Origin of the sequence: Clostridium sp. AF28-12 (genome assembly GCF_003435225.1) — a bacterium.
GTDB lineage: Bacteria > Bacillota > Clostridia > Lachnospirales > Lachnospiraceae > Pilosibacter > Pilosibacter fragilis.
Genome location: NZ_QWGJ01000002.1, coordinates 109,774 through 124,841, shown reverse-complemented (window position 1 = coordinate 124,841; position 15,068 = coordinate 109,774). Strand labels below are relative to the sequence as shown.

General features: G+C 49.0%; 15 protein-coding genes and 1 riboswitch. Of the genes, 1 reads left to right on the top strand and 14 read right to left on the bottom strand.

Features of this window, described 5'->3' with window-relative positions; all coding sequences use genetic code 11:
- Positions 1 to 9 precede the first annotated feature (9 nt).
- The 12 genes from DWY93_RS02775 to DWY93_RS02715 form a co-directional block, all read right to left on the bottom strand.
- Positions 10 to 252, bottom strand: a complete 243-nt coding sequence (locus DWY93_RS02775) for an HPr family phosphocarrier protein (RefSeq protein WP_015554244.1) — start codon at positions 250 to 252, stop codon at positions 10 to 12.
- Between the two features lie 333 nt (positions 253 to 585).
- Entirely contained in the window at positions 586 to 1,971 is a 1,386-nt protein-coding gene (locus DWY93_RS02770) for an NCS2 family permease (RefSeq protein ID WP_117469444.1), read from the bottom strand.
- A gap of 312 nt (positions 1,972 to 2,283) precedes the next feature.
- Positions 2,284 to 3,564, bottom strand: coding sequence for an adenylosuccinate synthase (locus DWY93_RS02765; protein WP_021904264.1), 1,281 nt, complete (start codon positions 3,562 to 3,564; stop codon positions 2,284 to 2,286).
- A gap of 360 nt (positions 3,565 to 3,924) precedes the next feature.
- Positions 3,925 to 4,830 carry a LysR family transcriptional regulator gene (locus DWY93_RS02760; RefSeq protein WP_117469443.1) on the bottom strand — a complete coding sequence of 302 codons (906 nt, stop codon included), beginning with the start codon at positions 4,828 to 4,830 and terminating at the stop codon, positions 3,925 to 3,927.
- Positions 4,830 to 6,260, bottom strand: coding sequence for an adenylosuccinate lyase (gene purB / locus DWY93_RS02755; protein WP_117469442.1), 1,431 nt, complete (start codon positions 6,258 to 6,260; stop codon positions 4,830 to 4,832). Before purB ends, DWY93_RS02760 begins: the two co-directional genes overlap by 1 nt.
- A gap of 100 nt (positions 6,261 to 6,360) precedes the next feature.
- Entirely contained in the window at positions 6,361 to 7,800 is a 1,440-nt protein-coding gene (gene purF, locus DWY93_RS02750; protein WP_117469441.1) for an amidophosphoribosyltransferase, read from the bottom strand.
- Positions 7,801 to 7,905: 105 nt separating this feature from the next.
- The gene (locus DWY93_RS02745) at positions 7,906 to 8,217 is read right to left on the bottom strand and encodes a hypothetical protein (protein ID WP_117469440.1); all 312 of its coding nucleotides are present in this window, start codon (positions 8,215 to 8,217) and stop codon (positions 7,906 to 7,908) included.
- Between the two features lie 345 nt (positions 8,218 to 8,562).
- The gene (locus DWY93_RS02735; RefSeq protein ID WP_015554237.1) at positions 8,563 to 8,898 is read right to left on the bottom strand and encodes a hypothetical protein; all 336 of its coding nucleotides are present in this window, start codon (positions 8,896 to 8,898) and stop codon (positions 8,563 to 8,565) included.
- Positions 8,899 to 8,982: 84 nt separating this feature from the next.
- Positions 8,983 to 9,735 carry a 4-hydroxy-tetrahydrodipicolinate reductase gene (gene dapB / locus DWY93_RS02730; RefSeq protein ID WP_117469438.1) on the bottom strand — a complete coding sequence of 251 codons (753 nt, stop codon included), beginning with the start codon at positions 9,733 to 9,735 and terminating at the stop codon, positions 8,983 to 8,985.
- A gap of 20 nt (positions 9,736 to 9,755) precedes the next feature.
- Positions 9,756 to 10,640 (bottom strand): 4-hydroxy-tetrahydrodipicolinate synthase, encoded by an 885-nt coding sequence (gene dapA / locus DWY93_RS02725; RefSeq protein WP_015554235.1) that lies wholly within the window; start codon positions 10,638 to 10,640, stop codon positions 9,756 to 9,758.
- Between the two features lie 130 nt (positions 10,641 to 10,770).
- Positions 10,771 to 10,952, bottom strand: a riboswitch (Lysine riboswitch).
- Positions 10,953 to 10,963: 11 nt separating this feature from the next.
- Complete coding sequence (locus tag DWY93_RS02720; RefSeq protein WP_117471740.1) at positions 10,964 to 11,470, bottom strand: cob(I)yrinic acid a,c-diamide adenosyltransferase; 507 nt, start codon at positions 11,468 to 11,470, stop codon at positions 10,964 to 10,966.
- A gap of 142 nt (positions 11,471 to 11,612) precedes the next feature.
- Entirely contained in the window at positions 11,613 to 12,251 is a 639-nt protein-coding gene (locus tag DWY93_RS02715; RefSeq protein ID WP_015554233.1) for a single-stranded DNA-binding protein, read from the bottom strand.
- A 490-nt stretch (positions 12,252 to 12,741) separates the two neighbouring features.
- Between DWY93_RS02715 and DWY93_RS02710 the strand changes: the two genes are divergently transcribed.
- Entirely contained in the window at positions 12,742 to 13,593 is an 852-nt protein-coding gene (locus DWY93_RS02710) for a YihY/virulence factor BrkB family protein (protein WP_117469437.1), read from the top strand.
- A gap of 17 nt (positions 13,594 to 13,610) precedes the next feature.
- Here DWY93_RS02710 and DWY93_RS02705 read toward each other — a convergent pair whose 3' ends face one another.
- On the bottom strand, positions 13,611 to 14,417 hold the full coding sequence (locus DWY93_RS02705; protein WP_015554232.1) for an amidohydrolase family protein: 807 nt from the start codon (positions 14,415 to 14,417) through the stop codon (positions 13,611 to 13,613).
- A 69-nt stretch (positions 14,418 to 14,486) separates the two neighbouring features.
- Positions 14,487 to 14,939: an NUDIX hydrolase gene (locus DWY93_RS02700; RefSeq protein WP_117469623.1), complete on the bottom strand. Its 453-nt coding sequence runs from the start codon at positions 14,937 to 14,939 to the stop codon at positions 14,487 to 14,489.
- Positions 14,940 to 15,068: the final 129 nt, after the last annotated feature.

Below are 15,068 nucleotides of genomic sequence, written 5' to 3'. Positions count from 1 at the left end.
TGTATATTTTTACGCTACCGCGTGCATCGGATTCTTTCTCTCAAGAAAAGCTTCGAACGGCGCATTCTCGCCGTCATATTCAACGGTGAGGATCTTTGTCAGATCAAGGCTCAGTACTCCGAGAAGAGACTTCGCGTCGATGATCATACGGTTATAAAATACATTTACATCAAAATCGCAGCCGCTTGCGATGCTGACAAACTCCTTCGCCTCGTCTGCGGACACAAATTTTACTTTTTTCTGTTTCATCATGATTCCTTAACTCCTTTTTTGTTAAACCCTTTGATGTCAAATCCTTTATATTTTTACGATTCTACATTTATACCACATTCAAATTCAAGCGTCAATCGACAATTATCACCATCTTTTTGATAGTTTTATGACAAATTTTGTCATTTGTTACAGAAAAGCAGCCAGATTTGTCTGATGTCTCCGTCAACTCCGGATGTTTTCACACAAAAATCCGGCAATCTGCCCGACAACTCCTATTCTCTGTGGAATACAATCAAAAAAGCCGGATGCACAGCGGCAGTCATCTCTGACATTACCATACTATGCATCCGGCAGTCTTTGGCATTTACATATTTACATTAAAATATACTTGAGGATGAAGAGCACCGCCAGGATATACATGACCGGAGTGATCTTCTCCTTCTTTCCGGCAAAGAGGTTCATGACAACATAGGCGATAACTCCCATGGAGATTCCCTCGGAGATGCTGTAGAAGAACGGCATCGCGATGATGCAGAGGAATGCCGGGATTCCTTCTGCCGGATCCTTGAAATCGATCTCCGATACGGAGCCGATCATGTAGAAGCCTACAACGATCAGGGCCGGAGCCGTCGCAAAGGACGGGATTGCAAGGAAGATCGGGGATAGGAACAATGATAGCAGGAACAGGATACCGGTCGTTAAGGATGTAAGACCGGTTCTACCGCCCTCTGTCACGCCGGAAGCACTCTCCACGAATGTTGTAACTGTGGATGTACCGAGGCAGGCACCGCAGGTCGTACCGACCGCATCTGCAAGGAGTGCGCCCTTGATCCGCGGGAGTCTTCCCTCGGAATCCAGCATATCCGCCTTCGCGGACACACCGATCAGGGTTCCAAGTGTGTCGAAAAGGTCAACGAACAGGAACGCGAATACGATAATGATGAATTCCAGTACCGGAACACCCTTTAAACTGAACTTGAACATGATCGGCGCCAGGCTCGGGATGGAAATTCCGTTGGAAAAATCCGGGAGCAGGTTGTAGAAGCCGAGATCCGGATTCGGGATGTAAATGCCCGCAAACTGGCAGATGATTCCGAGGATCCAGGTGATCAGGATACCCCAGAGAATATTTCCTTTGACATTCTTTACGATCAGGATTCCAGTGATCAGAACACCAAAGATCGCAAGGAGTACGGTGATCCCCGCGTCGCTCATGGACGCTGTGAGACCGTCAGCGAGAGTTTTGTTGTAGCCGTCAACAGAGAACAGACCTACAAGCGTTGCTCCACCAATCACGATCTTCGCATTCTGAAGACCAAGGAATGTGATGAAGAGACCGATTCCAACGCTGACCGCTTTCTTTAAGTTAAACGGGATCGCGTTGAAAATCGCTTCCCTGATGTTGAAGCAGGACAGGATGATAAAGATGATACCTTCTGTGAGAACTGCCGCAAGAGCAACTTCCCAGGAATAGCCCATACCGAGAACGACCGTGTATGCAAAGTAAGCGTTCAGACCCATTCCAGGTGCCAGAGCAAACGGGTAGTTCGCGAACAGTGCCATACAGAGTGTTCCGATAAAGGATGCCACCGCTGTCGCTGTGAAGACCGCTCCGTGGTCCATTCCGGCTGCCGCCAGAATGTTCGGGTTTACCGCCAGGATGTACGCCATCGTCATAAACGATGTCACACCGGCCATGATCTCAGTCTTAACAGTTGTGTTGTTTTCCTTGAGATGGAACATTTTTTCGAGACTCATTTGTTTCCCTCCAATTTGTTTTATCAGTTTTTGTTATAAAACCGCTAATTTCTATTATACGTGGTACTAATAGAAAAGGCAAGGGAAAGAATTTTGGGGGTTCCGAACACGTCATCCGCTCGTTACAGTACACGGGCACTCCATGCCCGCGCACTGTAACAGGATTTTGCCGATGCTTCGCATTCCGAATCGGCAAAATCCACTACCACCACTGTATTGTACGGAATTTTCAGTTCAGAAAATTCCTACCCATGAAAAGTAACATCTGCTCCACAGGGAACTTTCCCCGCTTCTGCATCCTGCATCTTCGAATTACTTTCTCATAATGATCTCGTCTCTTCCCGGACCATTGGAAACCATCGTGATCGGCACTCCGATCTCCTCCTCGATGGTCTCGATATACTTCTTACAGTTCTCCGGAAGATCCTCGTAGTTCTTGATTCCGCGGATCTCGCACTTCCAGCCCGGAAGAGTCTTGTATACCGGTTTTGCTTTCTCAAGCTCCGGAGTTGTCGGGAAGTCTTTTGTTACCTTTCCATCGATCTCATAGCCTACGCAGATATGAAGCTCGTCAAGATATCCTAAAACGTCGAGAACCGTGAGGGCAACCTCTGTGGATCCCTGGATCTGTACGCCATATCTTGATGCGACTGCATCGAACCATCCCATTCTTCTCGGGCGGCCTGTCGTCGCACCGAACTCACCGCCGTCACCGCCGCGGCGTCTTAACTCGTCTGCCTCTTCACCGAAGATCTCGCTGACAAACGCACCTGCGCCGACTGCGCTGGAGTAAGCCTTAACGACTGTTGTGATGTTCTTGATCTCGTACGGCGGGATGCCTGCGCCAATCGCGCCGTATGCAGCCAGTGTGGAAGAAGATGTAACCATCGGGTAGATACCGTGATCCGGATCCTTTAAGGAACCGAGCTGGCCCTCTAAGAGGACATTTTTTCCTGCCTTGATCGCATCGCGAAGGTATTTGGATGTGTCGCATACATACGGAGCGACCATCTCCTTATACTCCATAAGTGTATTGAAGATCTCCTTCGGATCAAGAGCCGGCTGATGATATAAATGCTCTAACATCACATTTTTCAGTGTGCAGACATTTTCGATCTTATCCATCAGTTCCTTCTCATCACCGAATAACTCGTTGACCTGGAAACCGATCTTTGCGTATTTATCAGAATAGAACGGAGCAATTCCGGACTTTGTGGAGCCAAAGGACTTACCTGCCAGACGCGCTTCCTCATAAGTATCGAATAAAATGTGGTACGGCATTAAGATCTGTGCTCTGTCGGACACAAGGATCTTCGGCATCGGAACGCCCTGGCTTGTCAGGTCGTTTAATTCTTTAACAAGGAACGGGATGTTTAATGCCACGCCGTTTCCGATGATGCTTGTTGTATGATTATAGAATACACCTGACGGAAGAAGATGAAGGGCAAATTTTCCGTAATTGTTGATAATTGTGTGACCAGCGTTGCTGCCGCCCTGGAAACGGACAATAATGTCGGATTCCTTTGCAAGCATATCCGTGATCTTACCTTTTCCCTCATCGCCCCAGTTGGCGCCTACGATTGCTCTAACCATGTTCTAATATCCTCCTTTGGACGTTTAAACAGAATGCGTATTCCGCATCCCGGCGTCTTACGCAGTTGTACGTGCCATACTCATGACACTCCCATAGTTTACAACAAAATTATCCATAAGTAAAGACAATATTTATTATGAAGTCCATAATGTCTAATTATGGTTACAGCACACGGGCACTCCATGCCCGCGTACTGTAACAGGATTTTGCCGATGCTTCGCATTCCGAATCGGCAAAATCCGCGGCCATAACAGTATCTTACGGAATTTTCAGTTCAGAAAATTCCTACCCATGAAAAGTAACTAATTATGCACTGCAATTCATACAGGGCACGAACTGCAGTCGGAAAACATTTTATCCTATACTTTTCGTTCCCTTAAGACCTCTAAGAACCTCTCCCCTGCCGGGGAGATCGGCACCTTCTTATCCGTCACGACGCAGATCTCCCGCTCCGGCATCATCTCCCGGAAGGCGAGCTCGAAGAGCTCCCCGCTCTCGATCTTCTCCTTTGCGAACTCTTCCATCACGCAACCGATCCCCATGTTCCGGATCGCGAACTGGACGATCATATCGCTGGTGGCCAGCTCAAACTCCGGTTCCAGAATGATCCCCCTCTGTTCCAAAAAACGGTCCATGAACTTTCTGGTACTCGTATCCTTTTCCAGAAAGATGCAGGGAAGCTGCTCCAGCTCCCCATACTCCATTCTCTTTCCCTTCAAGGTCCAGAACTTGTTTCCAGCCACAAAGGTGTTCCGGATCTTCTTCACCTCGAAGGATTCCACCTCCGGTCTCGCGTCAAATGGCGTGCTCACCACACCGAAATCGATTTTTCCCTCGTACAGGGACTCGATGGTCTCCGGTGTCGGCGCGTTTGACACCATGACCTTGATATTCGGGTAGCGCTCATGGAAAGTCTCAAGGTACGGGAGCAGGTAAAACTGCAGTGTCATATCGCTGGCACCGATCCTCACCTCTCCCATGTCCATATCCACAAGACGTTTTAACATCTCCTCACCGTCCATGAGGTTTTCCATCCCGCGCTCCACATATGGATACAGAAGCTTTCCCTCTGTGGTGAGCCGCACACCCTTCTGGGTCCGAAGAAAAAGCTTTGTGTTCAGCGCTTTTTCCAGCTGCTTGATCGCCTGACTCGCCGCAGGCTGGGAAATGCAGAGCGCCTCTGCTGCAGCGGTAATGCTGCCGAGGCGCCCTACATAGTAAAATACTTTATAATATTCCGTGCTGATGCTGCTCGCATGATCCATTATACGTTGATCTCCGCTTTCACTCCGAGAAGATCCGCGTTTTCTTTTAAGATCGGGCGGACAACCTCATCCAGGAACTCATCTACCTGCTTCGGTGCGCGTCCGACGTACTTCTTCGGATCCATCGTCTTCTTTAACTCATCAAGGCTTAAATTGAAGGACGGATCTGCCGCGATAAGCTCTAAGAGGTTGTTGTCCTTTCCTTCTACCTTCACATTCTTTCCTGCTTCCATGGAAAGCTCGCGGATACGCTCGTGAAGCTCTTGTCTGTCTCCGCCGGCCTTTACCGCATCCATCATGATGTTCTCAGTAGCCATAAACGGAAGCTCGGCCATTAAATGCTTCTCAATCACCTTCGGATATACCACAAGACCATCCACAACATTTAAGTAGAGATCCAGAATACCGTCGATCGCAAGGAATCCTTCCGGAACGGAGAGACGCTTGTTCGCGGAGTCATCCAGAGTACGCTCGAACCACTGGGTGGAGGCAACAAGCATCGGGTTCATCATATCAGACATCACATAGTTCGCCAAGGACGCGATACGCTCACTTCTCATCGGGTTTCTCTTATATGCCATAGCGGAGGAACCGATCTGGTTCTTCTCAAACGGCTCTTCCACTTCTTTTAAGTGCTGGAGAAGACGGATATCGTTGGAGAACTTATGGGCGCTCTGGGCGATTCCGGCAAGAACGGAAAGCACACGGCTGTCGATCTTTCTGGAATATGTCTGACCGGATACCGGGTAGCACTGGGAGAATCCCATCTTTGCGGCGATCCGTCTGTCTGCCTCGCGGCACTTCTCATGATCCCCGTCAAAGAGCTCTAAGAAGCTTGCCTGAGTACCTGTAGTTCCCTTGGAACCGAGTAATTTCATGGAACCGATCACATGGTCAAGATCCTCAAGGTCAAGGCAGAGTTCCTGCAACCATAAGGTCGCACGCTTTCCTACGGTTGTCGGCTGGGCCGGCTGGAAGTGTGTGAATGCCAGTGTCGGGAGCTCTTTATACTTATCAGCGAAATCAGAAAGCTCTTTCATCACATTGATGAGTTTTTTTCTGACAAGCTTTAATGCCTCCGTCATCAGGATGAGGTCGGTGTTGTCTCCAACGTAGCAGGATGTGGCACCGAGGTGGATGATTCCCTTTGCCTTCGGGCACTGGAGTCCGTAAGCGTATACGTGGGACATCACATCGTGGCGGACAAGCTTCTCTCTCGCCTTCGCCTCCTCAAAGTTGATATCCTCGGCATGTGCCTTTAACTCTTCGATCTGCTCGTCTGTGATCGGAAGACCGAGTTCTTTTTCTGTCTCGGCTAATGCGATCCATAATTTTCTCCATGTGCGGAATTTCTTCTCCGGAGAGAAAATATACTGCATTTCCTTGCTTGCATATCGCTCAGAGAGCGGGCTCTGGTATCTGTCGTTCATGACAAAATCCTCTTTTCTAATTCAATGTTTTTCTAATTCAATATATTTTCACGAATTCTCCGCCAACTGCGGAGCTTTGTGGAACGTTGAATTTCCCTGATTATTTTTCATAACTTCCGCGGATATCTTCTTCCGGCGGATCCACCGGATACTCTCCGGAGAAGCAGGCCGTACAGATCGGAAGTCCGTTTGCCATTTCACTTAAGCGCTCCATCTTTAAGTACGCTAACGAATCTGCTCCGATCACCTTGCAGATCTCATCCACAGTACGTTTGTGGGCGATGAGCTGCTCGCTGGACGGGATATCGGTTCCGAAATAGCACGGATAGAGGAACGGCGGTGCGGAAATTCTCATATGTACTTCCTTTGCTCCTGCCTCACGCAGCATATCCACGATCAGGTTGCTGGTGGTTCCGCGGACGATGGAGTCGTCGATCATAACGACGCGCTTTCCTTCCACGGCCTCTTTCAATACGTTTAATTTAATACGGACTGCAGACTCACGGCTGCTCTGGCCCGGCTTAATAAAGGTTCTTCCCACATAGGAGTTCTTTACAAAGGCCATCGCGTAAGGGATGCCGGATTCCATGGAATATCCGAGGGCTGCTGCATTTCCGGACTCCGGAACGCCCACAACGATGTCCGCGTCTACCGGTGAATCCTTTGCGAGGCAGCGGCCTGCGTAGATTCTTGAGTGGTAAACTCCGACGCCGTCAAAGACGCTGTCCGGTCTTGCAAAATAAATATATTCAAAAATACATCTCGCTTCTTTTTTCGGGTCATGCATCATGAGATTGGACTTGATGCCATCCTTATTGATCGTCACGATCTCGCCCGGAAGCACGTCGCGGACGAAGGTAGCACCGATCGTGTCAAGCGCACATGTCTCGGAAGTCAGGATATAGGCATTATCGCGCTTTCCGATACAGAGCGGTTTGAATCCCTGCGGATCGCGGGCACCGATGAGTTTTCTCGGGCTGCTGATCACAAGGGAATAGGCGCCCTTGATCTTCTTCATCGCGTTTGCCACGGCTTCCTCAGCGGTTCCCACCTTACAGCGCTCTCTGGCGATGTGGTAAGCGATGACCTCAGAGTCGATCGTGGTCTGGAAAATCGCTCCGTCGTAAGCGAGTTCTCTGCGAAGTTCCGGCGCATTGACAAGGTTTCCATTGTGTGCCAGTGCCAGAGTTCCCTTCACATAATTTAAAACGAGCGGCTGTGTATTCTCGATGGTGCTGCTTCCGGCAGTCGAATACCGGACATGGCCGACACCAATATTTCCTTTTAATTTTTCCAGCTTCTCTGACGTGAATACTTCATTGCAGAGTCCCATCCCCTTACAGGCATTGACAACACCTTTCGGTCCGTATGTATCGCTCACCGCGATTCCGCAGCTCTCCTGTCCGCGGTGCTGTAATGCGAACAATCCGTAATAAATGGTTGATGCAACATCATTTCCGTCCAGATCGTACATTCCGAAAACGCCGCACTCCTCATGCAGCTCGTCTGTTCCCCAGTCTAAAGTAAGTGATTTCTCCATAAATGCTTTTCATCCTCTGATTTATAAGTTTTTGCGATAAAACAGCAGTGTTTCAGTAGAAATTATAATACATACCCTATGGAAAATCAAGAAGAAGTTCCTCTCTCAAGGAGTCCTGTGGACTTCTTTGTGAAACCAGAACAAATTTCCGGCCCCTTTTTCGATCCCTATACCATAAATTTCCCCCTCCGTCTCAGAGGCGGTCCCATCTGGAATCCCTGTTTCAATATCCGGCACCAGGTATGTCTTCTCTGTCATCCTGGAGCACGCACAGGAATACGCGAGCCAGAGGAGTTCCAGCAGCAAAAGGATCCTCGCTGTCTTTACAGCAGCTCTTCTTATCTTTTCCCTTCGGTACCCGTGTCTCCACGGATGGTATGGATGGTACAGATAGCGGATGGCGTTCACTCCTTTCAAAATTCAGGCTGATACTTTTCCACGACTTTTGATAAGTTTTTTCAAGATGTACTCTTATTATATCTGTTTTCGCATATTTTCACAACAGGAAAACTTGTTATCGTTACATTTTAGTTGCTGTGACGGGTAGGAATTTTCTAAACTGAAAATTCCGTACAATACAGTGATAGCAGTGGATTTTGGTGATTTGGAGTGCGAAGCATCGGCAAAATCACGATGCAAAAGAAACAGGGAAATGATCTTCATACCCGTCCTGCAGACCATTTCCCCGCTGTCCTGTCTTTCCGGCTCTTTCTGCCGTGTTGAGTTTCATTCCCCGGCAGTCCTGGATTCCGGTCCGGATATTTAGTTTGCCTTGGTGGTCTCCCCAGCAGTGCCGTTCGCTCCCGCCGCAGTAGTTCCTGACATGCCGGTGACATCGTCCGTCAGGTTGTGGATGCCGTCACCCACGTCATCCACCATATCCCGGAGCACACCGCCACTCTCCCCGGCTGTCTGGGACGGCGCGTTCGTGCTCTGGTTTGTGCCGTTTGTCTGTCTCTCCATTGTGGTTCCCGCTCCCGCGCTCCCCGTATCCGGGGCTGTGGTCATATTATTTCCGTTCCCTCTTCCGCAGGCTGTGATGATTGCCGCGGTCATAATGAGAAGCGCGCATGCTCTGATCCATCTGATTTTTCCCATAAAAATAATCTCCTTTCTACGGCTATTATGTGCCATAGAAAGGAGAAGTATTTTGGAAAAAAATGTATAAAACTTTAACCTCTATCAACCGACCACATCAGCCATATCGTAAAGTCCTGCCGGCTTTCCTGCGAGGAATTTTGCAGCCTCCACAGCTCCCTTTGCGAAAATCTCGCGGGAATAAGCGGTGTGTGTGAAGGTGATGACCTCGTCGCGGCCCGCGAACATAATATCATGCTCACCGACGATGGTGCCGCCGCGCATTGCCTGGATTCCGATCTCCTTTGGATCTCTTGCGACACGCTCGGAGGAACGGTCATATTTATAATGATAGCTGTTGTCGAGGCTCTCATTGATGGCATCAGCAAGGGCGATGGCGGTTCCACTCGGGGCGTCGATCTTGCGGTTGTGGTGCTTCTCTAAGATCTCGATGTCAAATCCTGCTGCCGCAAGGACCGGAGCGACCTCTTTCAATGTCTTCATGAGAAGGTTGATTCCGATGGACATATTTGCGGAGCGAAGGACTGCGTCCACCTTGCTCGCCTCTTTCACATGGTTTAACTGGTCCTCGGAAAGTCCTGTGGTGCATAAAACCACAGGAACTTTCTTCGTCTCGCAGTAGTCCAACAGTCCGTCAACCGCCTTTGCGGTGGAAAAATCGATGATGACATCTGCCTCCGGGCATTCGTCGAGGGACTTAAATACCGGGTATCCGGCATAGTTTTCTGTGTTCATATCCACGCCTGCAACGATCTCGACCGCGTCATCCTTGGAAATAATGTCCGTGATCACATGACCCATCACGCCGTGGCAGCCATTCATAATTGCTCTGATCATGTTTTTCTCCTCGTATTTTATTACAGGATACCGAAATCCTGCATTGCTTTCTTTAATACTTCCTGGTGCTGCGGCTCCATCACTGTAAGCGGAAGTCTCGGCTCGCCTACGTTCTTGCCCATTAAGTTAAGCGCAGCTTTTACCGGAATCGGATTTACTTCGGAGAACAGGGCCTCGATCAGCGGCATTGCCTTTAACTGAATGCGTCTGCTGGCCTCGATATTGCCCTTGAAGAACTCTGCGCACATGTCATGTGTCTGCTTCGGAGCCACGTTGGAGAGAACGGAGATCACGCCCTTTCCGCCGAGAGCCAACATCGGAACGACCTGGTCATCGTTTCCGGAGTATACATCCACATAGCCGCCGGAGAGCTGAAGGATCTTCGCTGCTGCGGAGAAGTTTCCACTCGCTTCCTTGACACCCACAATATTCTCCACATGCCTGCAGAGATCAACGATGGTCTCCGGTGCGATATTCACGCCTGTACGGCTCGGTACGTTGTAGAGGATCGCCGGGATCTTGATGGAGTTGGCGATCTTTGTGAAGTGGGCCTTTAAACCGTTCTGGGTCGCTTTATTATAGTACGGGGAAACTAAGAGAACGCCGTCTGCTCCTGCCTCTTCGGCCTCAACAGAAAGCTCAACTGCTGTCTGTGTGCAGTTGGAACCTGTTCCGGCAACCACCGGGATTCTTCCGTTTACGACCTCACATACGAAGCGGATCACCTGAATGTGCTCCTCCTCAGATGTTGTCGCGGACTCGCCTGTTGTTCCCATTGCTACGATACAGTCTGTTCCAGCCGCGATCTGTTCCTCGATCAGGCTTTCCAGTACTTCATAATTTACCGTTCCATTTTCCTTAAATGGCGTTACAAGTGCTACGCCGGCTCCTTCAAAAATAGCCATCATGCGTCCTCCTCTTTATTATGTAAAAATTAAATGTCTAAGATAGATTGCGCTCTTTTGCGGAACAAAGAATCCTGTTTCACAAAAAAAGGAGCTGAAATCAAATAAGATGTCAGCTCCCGGATCTTTCAGATTAAGCAGCCCTCCATCTTTTTTCTAAAGATGACAGTCATACGGTTCTTCGCCGCATGCCCAGAAACGGGAGCCTTAGGGATTCACTTCCTGTCTCTTCGGCGCCATCCCCTTTTATCCGGCAGCCATTTCCCATTATCTGCCGGTCTACTCATGTCAGGCGCAACCTCTACTTATCATTTATGGTATCATCATTCCTGATGATTGTCAACGTCAATGTTTTCCATCCGTGAAATATCGGTTACATATTCTTCAATACCTTCCGGACACACGCGCCCGGTCATGACCAGCTCAGTCTCCTCATCTCTTGACTCAAGAAAACTCTGGAATTCTTCCTTCGAGATAATTCCCTGATCCACGATTCCAAGAATCTCATCCAGGATCAGGACATCGCACTCACCGGTCGTCATCACCTTTCTTGCGAAATTGAAGCCGTTTCGCATGTTCATCAGTTCCTCGTGCTTCTGATCTTCCGGAAGGTCCTCAAACCGCTCTTTGGAGTGCTCAAAACGGAAGAATTTGAGATCCGGCTCGAGACGCTTCAGGACGTCTGCCGCTCCTTCTCCCAGCATACCTTTCAAGAACTGTACCATAATGACCCTTTTTCCGCGGAAAACGCCCATCATTGCGTATCCCAATGCCAATGCGGATTTTCCGTATCCCGGTCCGCAGATCACACGGACTCTGTCACTTGCCATGATCATTCCCTCACTTTGTGTATACCGTTAGCTGAAGCTTTTTAAAGCTTCTATTATGCTATATTATCACATCTCTATCCTGTTTGCAAGAGATTTGCCTGTCTGTCAAAATTGCCCTCCCTGATGTCTTTAATATGTATTTCTACGACTCCGCATGATCCGCACATTCAAGCTTACTGACGGAGACTTCATAGGCCACACGCTTCTCGCACTCCGTCTCGCTGACCTTTTTCGTGTACTCCCTGCTCTGGACACGGCCCCAGATGAGGATCCTTGTTCCGACGCCAAATCCTGAGGCGTATCTGGCATTGCGGCCCCAGGCGATGCATGGGATATAGTCTGACTTGCCATACGGGCGGTTCACTGCTACTAAAAGGTCTGCGATCTCCCTTCCTAATGGCGTCTTCCGGTAGACCGGTTCTTTACAGATATATCCGTCCAGAAAGATCTGGTTCGTTTTCGTGTAGTCCGTGAACTCCTCCATAAAGCGGACCTCTCTGACAAACACGGACAATACCAGACGGTTCTTCGTCCCCTCGTGGCGGTTGTAGGACCGGAACTGACCGGAGGCCTCCATGGTGCAGCCCTGGTAATCCTTCGTCACATCGATCAGACGCTCTGATATCATAAGCGGAATAATGTCCGCCTGCTCACTCAAACGGTTCACGAGAAGATCCACAAGATAAAAGCCCTCCCCAAACACGGCATGGCTGAATGTGAATCCTGAAACGATCGTTCCAATTACGGTTACTTTGTTGTTTTCCATTCCTTTTTCTGTCATAGTATTTTCTCCTTTTTGATTGTTTTTTCCGCTATACGGCTTTTACCGTATATCTGTATGTAATTAGAACGTAAATTAGAACGGCTTTGTGTCATGTCTTTTCAGGTTTTTATCGACGGAAATCCCGGATTTTTTCGGTATTTCGGCATGATCTTCTATTTTTTCTCAATACAGTGGTGGCAGTGTTACTGTACACGGGTAGGAATTTTCTGAACTGAAAATTCCGTACAATACAGTGGTGGTAGTGGATTTTGCCGATTCGGAATGCGAAGCATAGGCAAAATCAGTTACTGTTTGCGCAAAGCGTGAACAGTAACGTGGCAGTGAATTCTGCCGCATGCTGTTTTTTTACCACTCTTGTTATTTTTCTCTCTTCATGTTAATATTTTATGATGTTGAGGTCAAAAAGTCTTTTGACCTCTCTGATATAGAAAGAAAGGGCATGACCGACAGGATACCTCCTTCGCGGTTATGGAAAGGTCAGGATCTTATGCTTCGCCTGCTACTCTTCGGACGACAGGTCTATTTGAAATATTCCATGGACGAAATGTCCGTTTATGCCGCACAGGCCTCATTTTTCATCATCATGGCGGCGTTCCCGTTTTTTATGGTGCTTCTGGCCCTGATCCAGGTGGCCCCCATGATCCATGAGGCAGATCTTCTGCGTTTTCTGCTGCCTGCGATCCCGGACCGGTTCCAGGGGCTTTTGATCTATCTCCTGGACAGCCTGCACTCCGATTCCCCGGCAGCGCTGATCTCTGTGACTGCTCTTGCGGCGGTCTGGTCCGCGGCAAAGGGAATGCTCGGGATCGAAAAGGGCTTAAACCGGGTATTCGGCGTCACATCGCCGCGAAATTATATCCTTCGCAGGGCCCTCTGCAGCGTTTATACCCTGGCATTCTCCCTGATGTGTGTGACGAGCCTTGCGCTCCTCGTATTCGGAAGCTTCCTGCAGGAGATGCTGTTAAAATGGTTCCCGGCCCTGTCCTATCTCTCCGGGATGATCTCCCTGGGACGCGGACTTGTGATGTTTATCATGCTGATGATCTTTTTCACCGCCATCTACACGGCACTTCCGCACCGGAGGCTCTCGATCTGCGGCCAGATCCCGGGAGCCATGTTTTCCGCCGCCGGATGGGCACTCACTTCCCTGGCATTTTCCGTTTACTTCCGGTATTTCGGCACATACGCTGTCACGTACGGAAGTTTGACTGCGGTGATCCTTTTTATGCTGTGGCTTTATGTCTCGATCTGCATCCTGTTTGTGGGGGCGGAGATCAACTGGTTTTTGCTGTTTTATAAAGAAAAGATCATGTCGATAAAAGAAAACGGACTGCCCTGATCAGGCAGTCCATTTTCTTATAATCCGTAGATTCTTTTCGCATTTTCATAAAAGACCTTCCCCCACTCCTCCTCAGGAATCAGCCATTTTACGACTTCGATGTAGTCTCCGTAGTTGGCTAACGGCCAGTCTGTTCCGAACATGAACTTTTCATACTGGCTGCAGTAGGAGATCCAGGTCTTTAAGGCATCAAAATATCCTCTCTGCTGCTCTAAAAGCTTCGGGAAATCGATCTTCCCCTCCAGAAGGCCGGAGAGATCCGTCATCACGTTCTCATTTTTCTCCACGACAGCCGCCGCGTCCAGGAGCCACGGATTGCCGAAATGGCACATGACAAAGTTTACATCCGGATGACGGACTGCCGCCTCGTCCAAGGTCAGCGGATGACTGTATTTTAAGTAGGCGCGGGAACCAGCTGTCTGGCCCATGTGGATCGCCACAGGCTTTTTGTACGCCTTTGCGAGATCATAGAGCGGCTCGTACACCTCATCCGTCACATACATCTTGTTGTATCCGGGATAGAGTTTGATTCCGACACAGGTATCCCGCTTTAAGTTCTCCTCCACCTGATCCAGGCTCTTCTTTTTGTCCTCGCTCACGAGAAAATCACGGTCGATCCCCACACAGTACCTTAGGAATTCCGGGTAGGAATGATCCACCGGGTCCACGCCCCGGTTTCCCATGACGACTCCTCCCTCAATATTGTATTTCTGATAGACCGCCCTTAAGTCTTCCTCTGTATTTTTATGTTCCGCCCGCACCGCGATCTCCTGGAAGTAGGGATTTTCCGGCACAAAGTGAAGATGTGCGTCGATGATCTTCATAGTCTCGCTCCTTAAGTCAATATACAGGAAAAACCCCTGTTTTAAGGGGTTTTCCTCCGTTTACGGGGCCTAGAAGTATTTCTTGCTGCCCCACAGATTACACCGTTTCAGATCCAGATATTCGTGATAGGCTTTCTCCAGAATCTGCTTCTCATTTGAGAATTTCAGAAGGTGGTACGCCTCATAATATTTGTAATATCCGGAATCTACGAAGTATTCTTCGCGCTGTGGTTTACTGTAATAACTGTCCGCCATCATTAAATACCAGTGGACTTCCTTTTCCACCGTATCCTGCGGCGTGTTAAATGAATACTGGCTCTTTCCGATGTACTTAATGATCTGGGCCTGGACCCCGGTCTCCTCCTTCACCTCTCTGAGAGCCGTTTCTTTAAACTCTTCTCCTGCTTCCACAGTTCCTTTCGGTAAGACCCAGCCTTCGTACTTGTTTCTGTAGTTCTTATAGAGAACCAGGATCTTGCCGCGAAATATAACCACACCGCCGCAGCTCGTTGCTTCTATCATTGCAATTCCTCCTGACAGGCATTCAAGGGATTCCGCCCGAAAGCAGATTCCGCAGGTGTGTTTTTTACTGAGTTTAGTATACTTCTTTTTACCCGTGTTTGCAACCACGTTTTCACTCGCAGAAATTTC